Below are 16,143 nucleotides of genomic sequence, written 5' to 3'. Positions count from 1 at the left end.
ACAATGGCTGGCGCTGGACTCAGTCTCATTCCCTCCCTGCTTCGCTAGCGCCCCCTTCCTGCAACTCGACCTGAAAAGTGCAAGGCCCTGTCCTTTTGCGCCCAAGGCACGCGGCTGCCTGCACCACCGGCAATTAGCCACCTTTGTATAAATGCCCAGTAACGCATGGCACTGTCGCAGGAGTAGCTTTCAGCTATCGCACGTACGCGAGTCAGCCAGCGTCAACGACGCCAGTCGATGCCTTATGAACCAGGAGCAGTTTGATGCAAGAGTTCGCTTATCTGCTGATCACCAATGACCCGAATGCGATGAGAACCGTTGCCGCGTGCTCCACAGAAGGCCTGTACCAGGTCAAGCGTGGCATTTTCACGTTCCGCTCCAGGGCTAATGTCGACTTCCTGCACCGCGCCCTCTCCATCATCAGCGATGAGTTCGGCATCATTCCGGTGCAGCAGGCTGAGTACAAAACCAATCGCGACACGGTCTGCAAAGCCTTCAGCCAGCTTTCCTAGGCAGCCCCGCCCTCCACCGGCTTGAACCCCAGGTCCTGAGTGAAGCGCAGCAGATAACCATCAGGATCGAGCAGCAAACAGTTCAGTTCCCCATGCAACAGGGCATCGTGGCGATACCAGCGCTCCTCGATTTCCTTGCGCAATGGGTAACCGGCGTCGGCCAGGGCTTGAACCAACACCGCAACGTCAGGGCATTCGATCGACAGGTTCATACCGCGCCCAAACGGCTGCTCCAGTGGGCCGACGTGCCATGGGGACGCTTCGCCATCGTCCTGCTCCAACATCAGTTGGCTGCCATGGAACGACAAAAAGGCAAACAGGTGCTCCGGACGCTCGTATTCGACCTTGAACCCCAGCACATCGCGGTAAAACGTCAGGCTCCGCTGCAAGTCACTGACGAGCATCTCCGGAACCAGGGCATTCATCACAAACATCGGCTGCGTCCATTCAGGTAAATTCGAGGGGCGAGCCTACAACCCCCGACCCGGTTTACGCAGCCCTCGCTTACCAATGTTCACAACTGATTAAAACTTCGCAACAGATGACGCGGTGAAGCCCCCCATTGCATCAGGCATAAAAAAGGCGCCTCAACCGAGACGCCTTTGGGCCCTGCGACGCGTTACAGGCACGTACCCAGGGCCGCGAGCCTGCGCTTGGCGATCCAGTCGTCGTGAAGCGCGTAGTAACTGACGCTGGTGCCCGAAGCCTGCACCTGGATATCGGCAAAGGACTCCGCGGAACGCGTATAGACCGTGTACCCACCGCCTTTGCGTGGCTCCAGATAGGCAGCAGCATCGACGCCGAAGACCGCCTCGTCCTGCCAGGCAAACTGCACGCACTGCGCTACCAGTTGATCGGCCTTGGCCGAAGAGAGCACCCGCGAAGGACTCTTGGAGCGCGCTTCATTCATTGCCGAACTCGCGCATCCCGCAAGCAACGCCGCGGCGATCATCGCCATTAACACCCGCATGATGCTACCTCGTGCTGAAAAACCGAGAGTATCGCCCACCCAGGAGCCGGCAGATACCACACAGCCAGAAAAACCCCTGGCGACCCGCGCTCAGCACTCCGCCAGGGATGAGGCCAGTTGGGCAATGGCCTCCTGATCGTCCTCGCCCAGGCTGCGGTAATGCTCGATGATCCGGCTTTCCTCCGCACTCAGTTGGCCGTCCGACAGCTTCGAACGCTCACCGGTCAGGACATACAGCAAATCCACGCCCTTGCGCCCCACCGCCATCAGATAATCCGACTTGGGCAGCCGCTCGCCGCTCTCGTAACGACCCTGGGCATTGGCCTCAACCCCGCCAATGGCACCGAACTCCTGCTGGGAAAGACCAAGCGCCTTGCGCTCCTCTTTCAACCGTTCTCCAAACTTGTCCATGGAATTCCTCATTCATGACGCAACACGATTAGGACCCTGCGCCATCCCAAACGTGCCCTTTTCCAACCCCGGGTCTCGCCCGGAACAGCCGCCCACCGACAAAAATCCGCGACAACCATTGCCAGATTCGCGAACGCGGATTAATCTGCGCGCCCTTCCCACACTTTCGCAAAGGAGATCCACCATGAAATACCTGATCGCTCTTTGCAGGACGTGCCTGGTTTAAACGCTATACCCGCTAGTTTCTAGCGCCTCGCTTACTCCGGATCCGCCCTGCCACTTACCTGAATATTTTCTCCAATCAGGAATTGGACATGGACAATTGCATCCGCAATTTGTCGGCCGGCGTATCACTTATCGCCTCCGACAGCACCTGGATCGAAGACAAAGCGATCCAGCAACTTCAAACGACTGCACAACTGCCCGGCATGCGCCGCGTGGTCGGCATGCCGGACTTGCACCCAGGTCGCGGCTATCCGGTAGGTGCAGCCTTCTTTTCCAGCGAAACCCTTTACCCGGCACTGGTGGGCAATGACATCGGTTGCGGCATGACGCTGTGGCAGACGGACATCCCGAGCGCCCGGTTGAACCTGGACAAGCTGGAAAAGAAAATCGGCAACATCGACACCGCCCTGGATGAGCAATGGCAGGAGGAACTGGCGCTGTTGGCGCTGGCCGCCACCGGCCACGAACACTCCCTGGGCACCATCGGCGGCGGCAATCATTTCGCCGAGCTGCAACAGATCGACGAGATCCATGACAGCGACGCCATGGACACCCTGGGCCTGGACCGGCGCTCGCTGCTGATGCTGGTCCACAGCGGCTCGCGCGGCCTGGGCGAAGCCATTCTGCGCCGGCATGTCGAACAACACGGCCATGCCGGCATCGCCGTCGACAGCCCGGCCGGCGTCGACTACCTGCAACGCCATGACGAAGCCCTGCGCTTTGCCGAAGCCAACCGCCGGCTGATTGCGGAGCGCATCCTGGTCAATCTGCGGGCGAAAGGCCGCAGCGCGCTGGATATCAACCACAACCTGGTATCGCCCGGCAGCGTCGACGGCGAAGCCGGCTGGATCCACCGCAAGGGCGCCACACCGTCCGATCAGGGCGTGGTGGTCATCCCCGGCTCCCGCGGTGACTACAGCTACCTGGTGCAGCCCATCCCGCTTGCCAGCAGCCTGTACTCCCTGGCCCATGGCGCCGGCAGGAAGTGGATTCGCGGCGACTGCAAGGGTCGCCTGGCGGCGCGCTTCAGCTTCGATCAGCTCAAGCGCACCAGCCTCGGCAGCCGAGTGATCTGCGAAGATCGCGCCCTGATGTACGAAGAGGCTCCAGAAGCCTACAAGGCCATCGACAGCGTGGTCGGCAGCCTGCGTGACGCAGGCCTGCTGCACATCATCGCGCGACTCAAGCCGGTGCTGACCTACAAACGCCGAGGGTGCTGCTGATGGTTCTGTTACAGCTGTCATCGGCACAGGGGCCGGCCGAGTGTGAATTGGCCGTGACCAAGGCCCTGCAAAGGCTGCATGACGAAGCCGAAACCCAGGCGGTCAGTCTGTGCGTGATAGAGCGCGAACCCGGCTGGCATAACGGCACCTGCAAGTCGGTACTGGTCGGCCTTGATGGCGACAATGCCACGGCGCTTGCCGGACGCTGGACCGGCACCCTGCTCTGGAGCTGCAAGAGCCATTACCGACCCGGGCACAAGCGCAAGAACTGGTTCTTCGCCGGCCAGGTCTTCAACGCCCCGCAAGGTAACCAGGAGAGCCAGATACGCTTCGAAACCATGCGTTCTTCAGGACCCGGCGGCCAGCATGTGAACAAGACCGACTCGGCGGTGCGCGCCACTCACCTGGCTTCAGGGATCAGCGTCAAGGTCCAGTCCGGGCGCAGCCAGCACGACAACAAGCGCCTGGCAGTGCTGCTGATTCAGCAGCGACTCGCAGGCCTTGAGCAGGAAGCCCATAACACCCTGCGCCTGCAGCGCCGGGACTCCCACCACAAGGTCGAACGGGGCAACGCTGTAAGGTCGTTTGCCGGCCCGACATTCATCCCCCAGGACTGACCACCATCGACCAGAGCCGCCATAAAGGCGGCTCTGCTCCAATCCCGGTGATTGGTAGTGAATGCCAATGGGGAAATCAATGAATGAGGGCTTTGCAAATCCCAGGCAACAAAAAAGGGCCCACCTTTCGGTGAGCCCTTCTAGACCGCCCAGCAGAGCGGATTTTGTTTGGTAGGCGCGATTGGACTCGAACCAACGACCCCCACCATGTCAAGGTGGTGCTCTAACCAACTGAGCTACGTGCCTGCTGTGAGGCGGCATTCTACGGAATTCCGGAGGGGTGTCAACACCTTTTTTGCAGCTAAGCCTATGAATATGCGAATTATTTAATTTTTTAGTGGCGAGCAAGACTTTATCAGCGGCTGGCAGCCGATTTTCAACTCAGGTACGATCGGCGCACTCGTAAAATATATTAAACAGAGGCTGCAGGATGGCGAACACTCCCTACCCAGAATCCTATTACGCAGCGTCGGCCAACGCCGTGCCAGAACGCCCTTCACTGCAGGGCGAGGTAGAAACCGATGTCTGTGTGATCGGTGCCGGCTATACCGGCTTGTCGAGCGCGTTGTTTCTACTGGAAAACGGTTTTCGCGTAACAGTACTGGAGGCGGCCAAGGTCGGCTTTGGCGCCTCGGGCCGCAATGGCGGGCAGATCGTCAACAGCTACAGCCGCGATATCGATGTGATCGAACGCAGCGTCGGCCCCAAGCAGGCGCAGTTGCTAGGGCAAATGGCCTTTGAGGGCGCAAGGATCATTCGCGAACGCGTGGCCAAGTACCACATCCAGTGCGACCTGAAGGACGGCGGCGTGTTTGCCGCCCTGACCAGCAAGCAGATGGGCCACCTGGAGTCGCAGAAGCGCCTGTGGGAGCGCTACGGCCATAGCCAACTGGAACTGCTGGACCAACGCCGCATCCGCGAAGTCGTGGCCTGTGATCAATACCTGGGCGGCATGCTCGACATGAGTGGCGGGCACATCCACCCGCTGAACCTGGCCCTGGGCGAAGCGGCAGCCGTAGAGTCCCTGGGCGGCACTATTTATGAGCAATCCCCGGCCCTGCGCATCGAGCGCGGCGCCAATCCGGTGGTACACACGCCACAGGGCAAGGTCAGGGCCAAGTTCATCATCGTCGCGGGCAATGCCTATCTGGGCAACCTGATTCCGGAACTGGCCGCAAAGTCCATGCCTTGCGGCACCCAGGTCATCACCACCGAACCCTTGAGCGACGAACTGGCGAACAGCCTGCTGCCCCAGGACTATTGCGTCGAAGACTGCAATTACCTGCTGGACTACTACCGCCTTTCTGCGGACAAGCGCCTGATCTTCGGCGGTGGCGTGGTCTACGGCGCCCGCGACCCGGCCAATATCGAAGCCATCATCCGACCGAAGATGCTCAAGGCCTTCCCCCAACTCCAAAACGTCAAGATCGATTACGCCTGGACCGGCAACTTCCTGCTGACCCTCTCGCGACTGCCGCAAGTCGGACGCCTGGGCGACAACATCTATTACTCCCAGGGCTGTAGCGGCCACGGCGTGACGTACACCCACCTGGCAGGCAAGGTCCTGGCCGAAGCCCTGCGCGGCCAGGCAGAGCGTTTTGATGCCTTTGCCGACCTGCCGCACTACCCCTTCCCTGGCGGCCAGCTGCTGCGCACTCCATTTACCGCCCTGGGCGCCTGGTACTACAGCCTGCGGGACAAATACGGTTTCTAAACTCCCACAAAAAACCCCGCCAAACAGGCGGGGTTTTCATGTGTGCGGCAGAACCAAAAAACGCGACTGACATTCCAAATATCGAAAACAAAAAACCCCGGTCTTTCGACCAGGGTCTTTGCTATCAATCCGAAGCACCTGTGGCGTCTTCGTAGCTTCAAGGCGTTCAGTGGGCCTTGAGGCAGATATGGCGCAGCGGACGGGACTCGAACCCGCGACCCCCGGCGTGACAGGCCGGTATTCTAACCGACTGAACTACCGCTGCGTATCGCTTGGACTTGCGTCCATTTGAACCTTTTAAATCGTCGGACTGATCAGCTTCGAGGCTTTTCAATCTCAAGCCAGGCGAACCTGACTTGGAAAATATGGCGCAGCGGACGGGACTCGAACCCGCGACCCCCGGCGTGACAGGCCGGTATTCTAACCGACTGAACTACCGCTGCGCGTCGGTTGGAGGCTTCCTTGGAAGCTTCCGCCTTTCTTTCGAAAGACACTCAAGAAGTGGTGGGTGATGACGGGATCGAACCGCCGACCCTCTGCTTGTAAGGCAGATGCTCTCCCAGCTGAGCTAATCACCCTTTGCTTCGTTGAGGCCGCGAAATTTACGCAGATACCGAAGCTAAGTCAATAGCAGCGTTGGAGTTTTTTTCAAAAACAGCTGAGAGCAGCTAGCTTCAAGCTGCAAGAAAAAGCAGCAACAAGGGATACTGCTCACCCCTGCTTGCCGCTTGCAGCTAAAAGCTTGTCGCTGCTCTTATTCCTGATAAATCATTTTCTTGGTCATGCCGCCGTCGACCACGAACTCCTGGCCCGTGACGAACCCGGCGTTCTTCGACAACAGCCAGGCCACCATCGCCGCAACGTCCTCGACCGTCCCGACCCTGCCCGCGGGGTGCTGAGCATGATCAAGATCACTCAACGGCTGCGCACGGCGCGCTGCCGGGTCACGTGCGTCGATCCAGCCCGGACTGACCGCATTGACGCGGATTTCCGGACCCAGGCTGATAGCCAAGGCATGGGTCAAGGCCAGCAACCCACCCTTACTCGCCGCGTAAGCCTCGGTATCGGGCTCGGACTGGCCGGCGCGGGTCGAGGCCAGATTGACGATGGCGCCGCCGTGAGCGCGCAGGTAAGGCGCACAGTGCTTGGCCAACAGCATCGGCCCACTGAGGTTCACCGCCAGTACACGGTTCCAGTACGCCAGATCGAGGCTTTCCAGGGTGATATTGCGCGGATCGGCCACCGCCGCGTTGCACACCAGCGCATCGAGCCGACCAAACTGGCCAAGCACTTGCGCCACACCCTGGGCCACCTGCTTTTCATCCGAGACATCCATGGCGATAAAGCAGGCGCTCTCCCCCATGACCTCGACCACCTTGGCGCCGCGCGCGCGATCAAGGTCGGTCAATACCACTTGCCAGCCCTCGCTGATCAGCCAGGCGGCGATCCCCAGGCCAATGCCCCGTGCCGCGCCGGTGACCAGCGCAACGCGACCATTGGCACTGCCCTGCTGCGAGGACAACTCGATCACAAGGCGGCCAGGCCGCGAGCCAGGTCGGCTTGCAGGTCGGCAACGTCTTCGAGACCCACAGCGACCCGGATCAGACTGTCGCGAATGCCCGCCGCTTCACGCTCCTGCGGCGCCAGGCGACCGTGGGAGGTGGTGCTCGGGTGAGTGATGGTAGTTTTGCTGTCACCCAGGTTGGCGGTAATAGAGATCAGGCGCGTGGCATCGATAAAGCGCCATGCACCGTCTTTGCCACCCTTGACTTCAAAACTGACCACCGCCCCGAATCCACGCTGCTGACGCTTGGCGAGTTCGTATTGCGGATGGCTTGGCAGGCCGGCGTAGTGCACCTTCTCGATGCCATCCTGCTGCTCCAGCCACTGCGCCAACGCCAAGGCATTGGCACAGTGGGCACGCATGCGCAGGCTGAGGGTTTCGAGCCCCTTGAGGAAGATCCAGGCATTGAACGGACTCAGGGTCGGCCCTGCGGTACGCAGGAAACCCACCACTTCTTTCATCTGCTCACCGCGGCCGGCCACCACGCCGCCCATGCAACGGCCCTGGCCGTCGATGAACTTGGTCGCCGAATGCACCACCACGTCGGCACCCAGCTTCAGTGGCTGTTGCAACGCAGGCGTGCAGAAACAGTTGTCGACCACCAGCATCGCACCCTTGGCGTGGGCCACTTCGGCCAGCGCGGCGATATCCACCAGCTCTGCCAGGGGATTGGACGGCGATTCGACAAACAGCAATTTGGTATTGGCCTTGATTGCCGCATCCCAGCCGGACAGGTCCGCCAGGGGCACGTAATCGACTTCGATGCCAAAACGCTTGAAGTACTTTTCAAACAGACTGATGGTCGAGCCGAATACGCTACGCGACACCAGCACATGATCGCCCGCACTGCACAGACTCATCACCACCGACAGAATGGCAGCCATGCCGGTAGCCGTGGCCACCGCCTGCTCGGCACCTTCCAGGGCGGCGATGCGCTCTTCGAAGGCACGCACGGTGGGGTTGGTGTAGCGCGAATAGACGTTGCCTGGCACTTCGCCAGCGAACCGCGCGGCCGCATCGGCGGCCGTACGGAACACATAGCTTGAGGTGAAGAACATCGGGTCACCGTGCTCGCCTTCCGGCGTACGGTGCTGGCCGGCACGTACGGCCAGGGTGTCGAAAGCTACGCCATCAAGGTCGCTGTCCAGCCGACCGGCATCCCAATCCTGACTCATGCCGCCTACTCCTCAAGTCTTCTAAATGCTCTGAATCAGTTGTTGTACAGATCGATGATCGCGCTGACCGCCTGGGTCTTGACCTTGGAGGCATCGTTACGCGCGTTTTCGATCTTGTTCAGATAGGCCTCATCGACGTCGCCCGTGACGTACTTGCCGTCAAACACTGCACAGTCGAAATGCTCGATCTTGATCTTGCCGCCGCCGACCGCTTCGATCAGGTCCGGCAGGTCCTGGTAGATCAGCCAATCGGCACCGATCAGGTCAGCTACGTCCTGGGTCGAACGATTGTGCGCAATCAGCTCGTGAGCGCTCGGCATGTCGATGCCGTACACGTTCGGGTAGCGCACGGCCGGCGCTGCGGAGCAGAAGTAGACGTTTTTCGCGCCGGCTTCGCGAGCCATCTGGATAATCTGTTTGCAGGTGGTGCCGCGCACGATCGAGTCGTCCACCAGCATCACGTTCTTGCCGCGGAATTCCAGCTCGATGGCGTTGAGCTTCTGGCGTACGGATTTTTTCCGCGCAGCCTGGCCCGGCATGATGAAGGTACGGCCGATGTAGCGGTTCTTCACGAAGCCTTCGCGAAACTTCACACCCAGGTGGTTAGCCAGCTCGAGCGCAGCGGTACGGCTGGTATCCGGGATCGGGATAACCACGTCGATGTCATGCTCAGGACGCTCGCGCAGGATCTTCTCGGCCAGCTTCTCGCCCATGCGCAGGCGCGCCTTGTACACCGAGACGCCGTCGATGATCGAATCCGGGCGCGCCAGGTACACGTGCTCGAAGATGCACGGGGTCAGTTGCGGGTTGGTCGCACACTGACGGGTGTGCAGCTTGCCGTCTTCAGTGATGTAGACCGCTTCACCCGGTGCCAGGTCGCGGATCAGGGTGAAACCCAGCACGTCCAGGGAAACGCTTTCCGAGGCAATCATGTACTCGACGCCTTCGTCAGTGTGACGCTGGCCGAAAACGATCGGGCGGATGCCGTGCGGGTCGCGGAAACCGACGATGCCGTAACCGGTCACCATGGCCACGACTGCGTAACCACCGACGCAGCGGTTGTGCACGTCAGTCACGGCCGCGAACACGTCTTCTTCGGTCGGCTGCAACTTGCCGCGCTGGGCCAGCTCGTGAGCGAACACGTTGAGCAGGACTTCGGAGTCGGAGTTGGTGTTGACGTGGCGCAGGTCGGATTCGTAAATCTCCTTGGCCAGCTGTTCAACGTTGGTCAGGTTACCGTTATGCGCCAGGGTGATGCCGTACGGCGAGTTGACGTAAAACGGTTGAGCTTCGGCCGAAGTCGAGCTGCCTGCGGTTGGATAGCGCACATGGCCGATGCCCATGTGGCCGACCAGACGCTGCATATGCCGTTGATGGAATACATCACGGACCAGACCATTGTCCTTGCGCAGGAATAACCGGCCATCATGGCTGGTCACGATACCGGCAGCGTCCTGGCCGCGGTGCTGGAGGACGGTTAGCGCGTCATACAGCGCCTGATTGACGTTCGACTTACCGACGATACCGACGATGCCACACATGCGACGCAACCCCTACTTAATGAAACTGAACTGAACACATCTTACTGAGGCGTTTTGGCCGGTAAGAGGTGCTCCTTGAACGGAATATCAGCGGGTACGCTGATACCGCTGGCCAGCCACTGACTGCTCCACCCCAATATGAGGTTCTTCGACCAGTCTGCAACCAATAGAAATTGTGGCACCAGTCGCGACTGCTGCCACCAGGAATCCTGTTGTACCGGCCCCAGGCTCAAAAGCCCGACCGCCACGACCACCAGCAACGCGCCACGCGCGGCGCCAAAGGCCATGCCGAGAAATCGATCGGTCCCGGAGAGGCCGGTGACGCGAATCAATTCGCCGATAAGAAAGTTGATCATTGCGCCTACCAGCAAGGTGGCGACAAACATGATGGCACAGCCCGCGATCACGCGAGCCGAAGGTGTTTCGATGTATCCGGCGAGGTACTCGGACAGTGAGCCACCGAACATCCAGGCAACGACTCCAGCGATAATCCAGGTCAGCAGCGACAGTGCTTCTTTGACGAAGCCGCGGCTCAGACTGATCAACGCGGAGATGGCGATTATTGCAACGATCGCCCAATCAACCCAGGTAAATGGCACAGTGCAGCCTACAGACGGATAAGGCGGCGCATTTTAGCAGAGCGCTTGGCTGTCGGTAAGCTGCGATTCACTGTGCTTTTCAAATCAAGCAGATAGCCTTAACCGCGCTCAGGCTGAAAACGCACCACAAACCCCTTGAGGTTCTGCTGGCGACCCAGCAAGTCACGCAGGCGATCAGCTTCGGCACGCTCGATCAGCGGACCGACGAATACCCGGTTCTTGCCATCGGCGGAACGGATATAGGCGTTATAACCTTGACTGCGCAGGGTTTTCTGCAGGTTTTCAGCGCTTTCGCGGCTGGACAGGCTGGCCAGTTGCACCGACCAACTCACCGACAGGCCATTGGCATCGATCCGGCTCTGGCTGGTGTCCGGCCGTGTGCTGGCAACAGATTGAGCAGGTGTAGGCTTGGGCGCGACCGGCGCTGGAGCTGGCTTGATCGCAGCTGTCGGCGGTGCAACAGGGGTCGCCGGTGCACTGGGCACAATCGGCGCAGACGGTGCAGACTGCTGCACCACCTCGTCATCGCTCGGAATCGGCTCCTGGGGCAGCGCTTGCGGCTCGGGAACCACAACCGGCTCGACCTGCACCTGAGGCATGACAGGCGCTTGCGGCGCGGCAGGCGCCTCGACGCTGACATGACGCTGCTCATCTTCGCGGGAAAACAGCATGGGCAGGAAGATCACCGCCAGTGCCACCAGAACCAGAGCTCCAACCATTCGCTGCTTGTAGACGTTATCCAGCATAGCCATGTGCAGCTTCCTCCGTGGAGCGCCGGGCGAGCCACTCAAGCGCCTCGGCAACACAATAAAAAGATCCGAACAGCAGGATTTCATCCTCTGCCGTTGCAAGCGCGCACTGCCCTTCCAAAGCGGCAGCAACGCTGTCATAGGACGTTACGCGAGCCCCAAGGTTCTCCAGCGCCGCCTGCAAGTCCGCAACCGGACGCGCCCGAGGGCAATCCAGAGGGGCCACCGCCCAGGTTTCGACCTGCGGATGCAGATGCTCAACCACGCCAGCCAGGTCTTTATCTGCCAGCAGACCAAACACCGCCAGACGCTTGCCAGCCAGCGGCCGACGGCCCAGGCGTTCGGCCAGATACTGCGCGGCGTGGGGGTTGTGGCCCACATCCAGCAGCAGATTAAGGCGCTTGCCTTGCCAATCGAACTGCCGACGATCCAGGCGACCGACCACCCGGGTCTGGCGCAAGGCAGCCACTATCCGCTCCGGCTGCCAAGGCAACCCCGTCAGCAAATAGGCCTGCAAGGCCAGGGCAGCGTTTTCCATCGGCAGATCGAGCAACGGTAAATCGTGCAGCTCCACCGGGGCACCCGAAAGATCGAGGCCGCGCCATTGCCAGTGCTGCTCGGTCATACCCAGGTCAAAATCGCGCCCACGCAGGAAGAATGGGCAATTGAGCTCACGCGCCTTGTCCAGCAAAGGCTGTGGCGGATTGAGATCCCCACACAGCGCCGGCGCGCCCTGGCGGAAGATCCCGGCCTTCTCGAAGGCCACGGACTCACGGGTATCGCCAAGATAGTCAACGTGATCGACACCAATACTGGTCACCAGCGCCAGATCCGCATCCACCAGGTTGACCGTGTCCAGGCGCCCACCCAGGCCGACCTCCAGCACCACCGCATCAAGCCCGGCACGCTGGAACAGCCAGAAGGCAGCCAGTGTGCCCACCTCGAAATAGGTCAGGGAAATCTCGCCACGCCCGGCATCGACCGCGGCAAAGGCTTCGCACAGCTCAGCATCGCTGGCTTCGACGCCATCGATCTGCACCCGCTCGTTGTAACGCAACAGGTGTGGCGAGTTGTACTCCCCTACTCGCAAACCCTGGGTTCGCAGCAGGGACGCCACGAACGCACAGGTCGAACCCTTGCCGTTGGTACCGGTCACCGTAATCACCCGAGGCGCCGGCTTGCCCAATCCCATACGGGACGCTACCTCTTGCGAGCGCGCGAGCCCCATGTCGATGGCCGACGGATGCAACTGCTCGAGGTAGGCGAGCCATTCGCCAAGGGTACGTTGGGTCATAGGTTGGCTGGAGCCGGCGGAACCACGATCGGCTCGACAGGCGCGGCGACGAACTCAGGCGTCGGCAGCCCCATCAATTGCGCCAGCAGATTGCCCAGACGTGGGCGCAGTTCCTGACGGGCGATGATCATGTCGATCGCGCCGTGTTCCAGCAGGAACTCACTGCGCTGGAAGCCTTCTGGCAGCTTTTCACGCACGGTCTGCTCGATAACCCGCGGACCGGCGAAACCGATCAGGGCCTTGGGCTCGGCAACGATCACATCACCCAGCATCGCCAGGCTCGCCGACACACCACCGTAGACCGGGTCGGTCAGCACGGAGATGAACGGGATACCTTCTTCGCGCAGACGCGCCAGTACCGCAGAGGTCTTGGCCATTTGCATCAGGGAGATCAGCGCTTCCTGCATCCGCGCACCACCGGAGGCGGCGAAGCAGATCATCGGGCATTTGTTTTCCAGGGCGTAGTTGGCGGCACGAACAAAACGCTCACCGACGATGGCCCCCATGGAGCCGCCCATGAAGGAGAACTCAAAGGCCGAAACCACCACCGGGATGCCCAGCAGGGTGCCGCTCATGGAGATCAGCGCGTCCTTCTCGCCAGTCTGCTTCTGTGCAGCAGTCAGGCGATCCTTGTACTTCTTGCCATCGCGAAACTTCAGGCGATCCACCGGCTCCAGGTCGGCGCCCAGTTCGGCACGGCCTTCGGCATCGAGGAAAATGTCGATACGGGCGCGAGCACCGATACGCATGTGGTGATTGCACTTAGGGCAAACATCCAGGGTTTTTTCCAGCTCCGGCCGATACAGCACCGCCTCGCAGGACGGGCACTTGTGCCAAAGACCTTCAGGCACCGAGCTTTTCTTCACCTCGGAACGCATGATCGAAGGGATCAGTTTGTCTACTAACCAGTTGCTCATGCTTTCTTTCTCCAGTACCGGCGGCCCGAACGCTCTGGTTCGCAGCCCCGCGTATGCCCTTGAGCTAAATTCATGTGTGCGGCGATGATCGGTGCGCTACCGCGGTCAGCACGAGGCTCGACCTGCCTGTAGCGAACTGCTCCTCAGCCATCCCGACAGCCCGCAACAGAGCGGTTGCCACTTCGACTTCGGCCTGTCCGAAGACAGTGCCCACCTGTTTTGTACAGTGGAGTTATGGACGGCGGCAGACTGCCAGCCGTCACATCGACTCACTGCTGCCGCGCACGGCCTGCATAAATGCGCGAATCTTTGCCTGGTCCTTGATGCCCTTGCCCTGCTCCACCCCACCACTGACATCCACCGCGTAGGGGCGCACCTGGGCAATCGCCCGGGCCACATTCTGCGCAGTCAAACCGCCAGCAAGGATGATCGGTTTGCTCAGGCCCTGCGGTACCAGTGACCAGTCGAAGGCTTCACCGGTTCCACCGGGTACGCCCTCGACATAGGTGTCCAGCAAAATCCCGCTGGCCTTTGCATAGGTCGCGCAACGGCCGGCGATATCATCCCCGGCCTTGACCCGCAGCGCCTTGATGTAGGGCCGATGGTAGCCATCACAATCGGCCGGCGACTCATCGCCATGAAACTGCAGCAGATCCAGGGGCACCGCATCGAGAATCTCCCCCAGCTCGCAACGGCTGGCGTTGACGAACAGCCCAACAGTGGTCACAAACGGCGGCAACGCGGCAATGATCGACCGCGCCTGCTGCACCGTGACCGCCCTTGGGCTCTTGGCGTAAAACACCAGGCCGATGGCATCAGCCCCGGCTTCGACCGCCGCCAGCGCATCCTCTATGCGGGTAATCCCACAAATTTTGCTGCGAACGGCTGTCATGTTGTTTAAACCCCGGGGCAAATCCGTAAAAGTTCTGGATGGTAGCAAATGCTTTTCCCAGCGTCAGCCGTCAAGTTCGGTGAAACCGGTGAGGAAATGTGGCCCGATGTATCGCTCCGGCAGTTGGAACTCATCCCGGTACTCGACCTGCACCAGATACAGCCCGAACGGGTGCGCCGTAACCCCGCCAGTACGCCGAATGCGGCTCTCCAGCACCTCCCCGGCCCACTCCACGGGACGCTCACCCGCGCCAATGGTCATCAACACGCCGGCAATATTGCGCACCATATGATGCAGAAAGGCGCTGGCACGGATATCCAGGACGATCATCTTGCCGTGCCGGGTAACCCGCAGATGGTGAATTTCCTTGATCGGCGACTTGGCCTGGCACTGTCCGGCCCGGAAGGCGCTGAAGTCATGGGTGCCCACCAGGTAGCGCGCGGCCTCGGCCATGCGTTCGACATCCAACGGGCGGTGGTTCCAGGTGACTTCTTCGTTGAGGTGGGCCGGGCGGATCTGATCGTTGTAGATCACATAGCGATAACGCCGGGCAATGGCCTTGAAGCGCGCATGAAAATGCGCCGGCATGACCTGGGCCCAACTGACGCTGACGTCATGGGGCAAATTGATGTTAGCGCCCATGACCCATGCCTTGAGCGAGCGCTCGGCCTGGGTGTCGAAATGCACCACCTGCCCGCAGGCATGCACGCCCGCATCGGTACGTCCGGCGCAGGACAGCACTACCGGGGAGTCGGCCACCTTGGACAGGGCCTTCTCCAGGGTTTCCTGCACGGTGGGCACGCCGGACGACTGCCGCTGCCAGCCGCGATAGCGCGAACCCTTGTATTCAACACCCAGGGCGATTCTGAAAAAGCCTGCGGCCGCCATTTCGGCGGCCGCGTTATCTATATTTGCCAAGAACTTACAGCCCGCTGATGTACGCAAAGGCAGCCATTATAAGGCCGCCGGAAGCAGACGCCATGCGCCACCGGCTTTTAGTTGCAGATCGATCTTCCGCCCAGGCCACACCTAATGGGATTGCATCGCCACCCAGGTAATCGCTATATAGATAAATATATAACGAACTATAAAAGACCCACCCGACCGAGACCTGATGAATGACCGCCACAAGCAAAGAAGCCGTGGGCCTGGCGTACAGCCTTGAAGGCATGCTCCACGCCAAACGCATGACCTGGGAAGCGATAGCCGAGATGGCCAGGCGCATCACGCCGGGCATGCTCGAATCAGAGGCCCGGGAGCTGGGACTGGCGATTCTCAAGGACCTGAGCATGGAGCGGATCTGGCACCCGCTGCTGATTCGCTTTGGCGAAAACACCCTGAAGACCTTCAAGCAACGCTCCGAAGGCGATCCCCGGCTGGGGCAGAACGATATTTTCTTTATTGACCTGGGGGTGGTCTGGGATCGCCACGAGGGCGACTCCGGTGCCACCTTTACCACCGGCAACGACCCCGAGATGCAGGCCTGCGCGGCGGCGGCCAAAACCCTGTTCGACCGCGTGCACGACCACTGGAAGAACCACCAGGTGGCCGGCCCCGAACTCTACCGCTACGCCGAAGAGCAGGCGAGCGCCATGGGCTGGGTGCTGAACCTGGACATCAAGGGCCATCGCGTCAGTGACTTTCCCCACGCGATCTACCGCGCGGGCGATCTGGGAGATTTCGACGAGTGCCCGAACGTCGGCCTGTGGATCCTGGAGATCCAGATCGCCCACCCTACCC

17 protein-coding genes and 4 tRNA genes are annotated in these 16,143 nt (G+C 60.7%); 5 read left to right on the top strand and 16 right to left on the bottom strand.

The genetic code is table 11. The annotated features are described in order from the left end of the window. Positions 1 to 263: 263 nt before the first annotated feature. Positions 264 to 512: a hypothetical protein gene (locus MF4836_RS33765; protein ID WP_020300182.1), complete on the top strand. Its 249-nt coding sequence runs from the start codon at positions 264 to 266 to the stop codon at positions 510 to 512. Here MF4836_RS33765 and MF4836_RS33760 read toward each other — a convergent pair. From MF4836_RS33760 to MF4836_RS33750, 3 genes are all read right to left on the bottom strand, one after another. After that, a complete protein-coding gene (locus tag MF4836_RS33760) occupies positions 509 to 946 on the bottom strand; it encodes a bleomycin resistance protein (protein WP_078474026.1) in 438 nt (145 codons plus the stop codon). The genes MF4836_RS33765 and MF4836_RS33760 overlap by 4 nt on opposite strands. A gap of 185 nt (positions 947 to 1,131) precedes the next feature. Continuing rightward, complete coding sequence (locus tag MF4836_RS33755; protein WP_078474025.1) at positions 1,132 to 1,482, bottom strand: hypothetical protein; 351 nt, start codon at positions 1,480 to 1,482, stop codon at positions 1,132 to 1,134. A 90-nt stretch (positions 1,483 to 1,572) separates the two neighbouring features. Further along, positions 1,573 to 1,893, bottom strand: coding sequence for a helix-turn-helix domain-containing protein (locus MF4836_RS33750; protein ID WP_020300185.1), 321 nt, complete (start codon positions 1,891 to 1,893; stop codon positions 1,573 to 1,575). A 314-nt stretch (positions 1,894 to 2,207) separates the two neighbouring features. On the opposite strand from MF4836_RS33750, the gene MF4836_RS33745 reads away from it, so the two are divergent. Together MF4836_RS33745 and prfH are read left to right on the top strand one after the other, a co-directional pair. Further along, positions 2,208 to 3,341, top strand: a complete 1,134-nt coding sequence (locus tag MF4836_RS33745; protein WP_078474024.1) for an RNA ligase RtcB family protein — start codon at positions 2,208 to 2,210, stop codon at positions 3,339 to 3,341. Further along, positions 3,341 to 3,958 (top strand): peptide chain release factor H, encoded by a 618-nt coding sequence (gene prfH, locus MF4836_RS33740; RefSeq protein WP_078474023.1) that lies wholly within the window; start codon positions 3,341 to 3,343, stop codon positions 3,956 to 3,958. The genes MF4836_RS33745 and prfH overlap by 1 nt, the downstream gene beginning before the upstream one ends. A gap of 169 nt (positions 3,959 to 4,127) precedes the next feature. Here prfH and MF4836_RS33735 read toward each other — a convergent pair. Then, positions 4,128 to 4,204, bottom strand: a tRNA-Val gene (locus tag MF4836_RS33735). A 184-nt stretch (positions 4,205 to 4,388) separates the two neighbouring features. Here MF4836_RS33735 and MF4836_RS33730 point away from each other — a divergent pair. Continuing rightward, entirely contained in the window at positions 4,389 to 5,672 is a 1,284-nt protein-coding gene (locus MF4836_RS33730; RefSeq protein WP_078474022.1) for an NAD(P)/FAD-dependent oxidoreductase, read from the top strand. A gap of 188 nt (positions 5,673 to 5,860) precedes the next feature. On the opposite strand, the gene MF4836_RS33725 is transcribed toward MF4836_RS33730, so the two are convergent. From MF4836_RS33725 to truA, 12 genes are all read right to left on the bottom strand, one after another. Beyond that, positions 5,861 to 5,937, bottom strand: a tRNA-Asp gene (locus tag MF4836_RS33725). 101 nt (positions 5,938 to 6,038) lie between these two features. Beyond that, a tRNA-Asp gene (locus MF4836_RS33720) sits at positions 6,039 to 6,115 on the bottom strand. Positions 6,116 to 6,174: 59 nt separating this feature from the next. Further along, positions 6,175 to 6,250 (bottom strand) — tRNA-Val (locus MF4836_RS33715). 176 nt (positions 6,251 to 6,426) lie between these two features. Further along, positions 6,427 to 7,194 carry an SDR family oxidoreductase gene (locus MF4836_RS33710; protein ID WP_207202425.1) on the bottom strand — a complete coding sequence of 256 codons (768 nt, stop codon included), beginning with the start codon at positions 7,192 to 7,194 and terminating at the stop codon, positions 6,427 to 6,429. A gap of 5 nt (positions 7,195 to 7,199) precedes the next feature. Then, positions 7,200 to 8,411 carry an O-succinylhomoserine sulfhydrylase gene (locus MF4836_RS33705; RefSeq protein ID WP_078474021.1) on the bottom strand — a complete coding sequence of 404 codons (1,212 nt, stop codon included), beginning with the start codon at positions 8,409 to 8,411 and terminating at the stop codon, positions 7,200 to 7,202. 35 nt (positions 8,412 to 8,446) lie between these two features. After that, complete coding sequence (gene purF, locus MF4836_RS33700) at positions 8,447 to 9,952, bottom strand: amidophosphoribosyltransferase (protein WP_078474020.1); 1,506 nt, start codon at positions 9,950 to 9,952, stop codon at positions 8,447 to 8,449. Positions 9,953 to 9,993: 41 nt separating this feature from the next. Next, positions 9,994 to 10,551, bottom strand: coding sequence for a CvpA family protein (locus MF4836_RS33695; RefSeq protein WP_020297838.1), 558 nt, complete (start codon positions 10,549 to 10,551; stop codon positions 9,994 to 9,996). Positions 10,552 to 10,649: 98 nt separating this feature from the next. Further along, the gene (locus MF4836_RS33690; protein ID WP_078474019.1) at positions 10,650 to 11,303 is read right to left on the bottom strand and encodes an SPOR domain-containing protein; all 654 of its coding nucleotides are present in this window, start codon (positions 11,301 to 11,303) and stop codon (positions 10,650 to 10,652) included. Continuing rightward, the gene (gene folC / locus MF4836_RS33685; RefSeq protein ID WP_078474018.1) at positions 11,287 to 12,594 is read right to left on the bottom strand and encodes a bifunctional tetrahydrofolate synthase/dihydrofolate synthase; all 1,308 of its coding nucleotides are present in this window, start codon (positions 12,592 to 12,594) and stop codon (positions 11,287 to 11,289) included. The genes MF4836_RS33690 and folC overlap by 17 nt, the downstream gene beginning before the upstream one ends. Beyond that, on the bottom strand, positions 12,591 to 13,511 hold the full coding sequence (gene accD / locus MF4836_RS33680) for an acetyl-CoA carboxylase, carboxyltransferase subunit beta (RefSeq protein ID WP_078474017.1): 921 nt from the start codon (positions 13,509 to 13,511) through the stop codon (positions 12,591 to 12,593). The genes folC and accD overlap by 4 nt, the downstream gene beginning before the upstream one ends. 259 nt (positions 13,512 to 13,770) lie before the next feature. Next, positions 13,771 to 14,403 carry a phosphoribosylanthranilate isomerase gene (locus tag MF4836_RS33675; RefSeq protein WP_078474016.1) on the bottom strand — a complete coding sequence of 211 codons (633 nt, stop codon included), beginning with the start codon at positions 14,401 to 14,403 and terminating at the stop codon, positions 13,771 to 13,773. A gap of 63 nt (positions 14,404 to 14,466) precedes the next feature. Continuing rightward, positions 14,467 to 15,291 carry a tRNA pseudouridine(38-40) synthase TruA gene (gene truA / locus MF4836_RS33670; RefSeq protein ID WP_020297833.1) on the bottom strand — a complete coding sequence of 275 codons (825 nt, stop codon included), beginning with the start codon at positions 15,289 to 15,291 and terminating at the stop codon, positions 14,467 to 14,469. Between the two features lie 230 nt (positions 15,292 to 15,521). Here truA and MF4836_RS33665 point away from each other — a divergent pair. Continuing rightward, on the top strand, positions 15,522 to 16,143 hold a 622-nt coding region (locus MF4836_RS33665; protein WP_078474015.1), incomplete at its 3' end, for a M24 family metallopeptidase.

The organism is Pseudomonas sp. MF4836 (assembly GCF_002018875.1).
Taxonomy (GTDB): Bacteria; Pseudomonadota; Gammaproteobacteria; order Pseudomonadales; family Pseudomonadaceae; genus Aquipseudomonas.
This window is presented reverse-complemented; position numbering and strand designations above follow the sequence as displayed.

Bases quoted from the DNA above. Each gene is read 5' to 3' on its own strand.
- MF4836_RS33765 (WP_020300182.1), top strand. From the start codon at position 264: ATGCAAGAGTTCGCTTATCTGCTGATCACCAATGACCCGAATGCGATG.
- MF4836_RS33760 (WP_078474026.1), bottom strand. From the start codon at position 946: ATGTTTGTGATGAATGCCCTGGTTCCGGAGATGCTCGTCAGTGACTTG.
- MF4836_RS33755 (WP_078474025.1), bottom strand. From the start codon at position 1,482: ATGCGGGTGTTAATGGCGATGATCGCCGCGGCGTTGCTTGCGGGATGC.
- MF4836_RS33750 (WP_020300185.1), bottom strand. From the start codon at position 1,893: ATGGACAAGTTTGGAGAACGGTTGAAAGAGGAGCGCAAGGCGCTTGGT.
- MF4836_RS33745 (WP_078474024.1), top strand. From the start codon at position 2,208: ATGGACAATTGCATCCGCAATTTGTCGGCCGGCGTATCACTTATCGCC.
- prfH (WP_078474023.1), top strand. From the start codon at position 3,341: ATGGTTCTGTTACAGCTGTCATCGGCACAGGGGCCGGCCGAGTGTGAA.
- MF4836_RS33730 (WP_078474022.1), top strand. From the start codon at position 4,389: ATGGCGAACACTCCCTACCCAGAATCCTATTACGCAGCGTCGGCCAAC.
- MF4836_RS33705 (WP_078474021.1), bottom strand. From the start codon at position 8,411: ATGAGTCAGGATTGGGATGCCGGTCGGCTGGACAGCGACCTTGATGGC.
- purF (WP_078474020.1), bottom strand. From the start codon at position 9,952: ATGTGTGGCATCGTCGGTATCGTCGGTAAGTCGAACGTCAATCAGGCG.
- MF4836_RS33690 (WP_078474019.1), bottom strand. From the start codon at position 11,303: ATGGCTATGCTGGATAACGTCTACAAGCAGCGAATGGTTGGAGCTCTG.
- folC (WP_078474018.1), bottom strand. From the start codon at position 12,594: ATGACCCAACGTACCCTTGGCGAATGGCTCGCCTACCTCGAGCAGTTG.
- accD (WP_078474017.1), bottom strand. From the start codon at position 13,511: ATGAGCAACTGGTTAGTAGACAAACTGATCCCTTCGATCATGCGTTCC.
- MF4836_RS33675 (WP_078474016.1), bottom strand. From the start codon at position 14,403: ATGACAGCCGTTCGCAGCAAAATTTGTGGGATTACCCGCATAGAGGAT.
- truA (WP_020297833.1), bottom strand. From the start codon at position 15,291: ATGGCGGCCGCAGGCTTTTTCAGAATCGCCCTGGGTGTTGAATACAAG.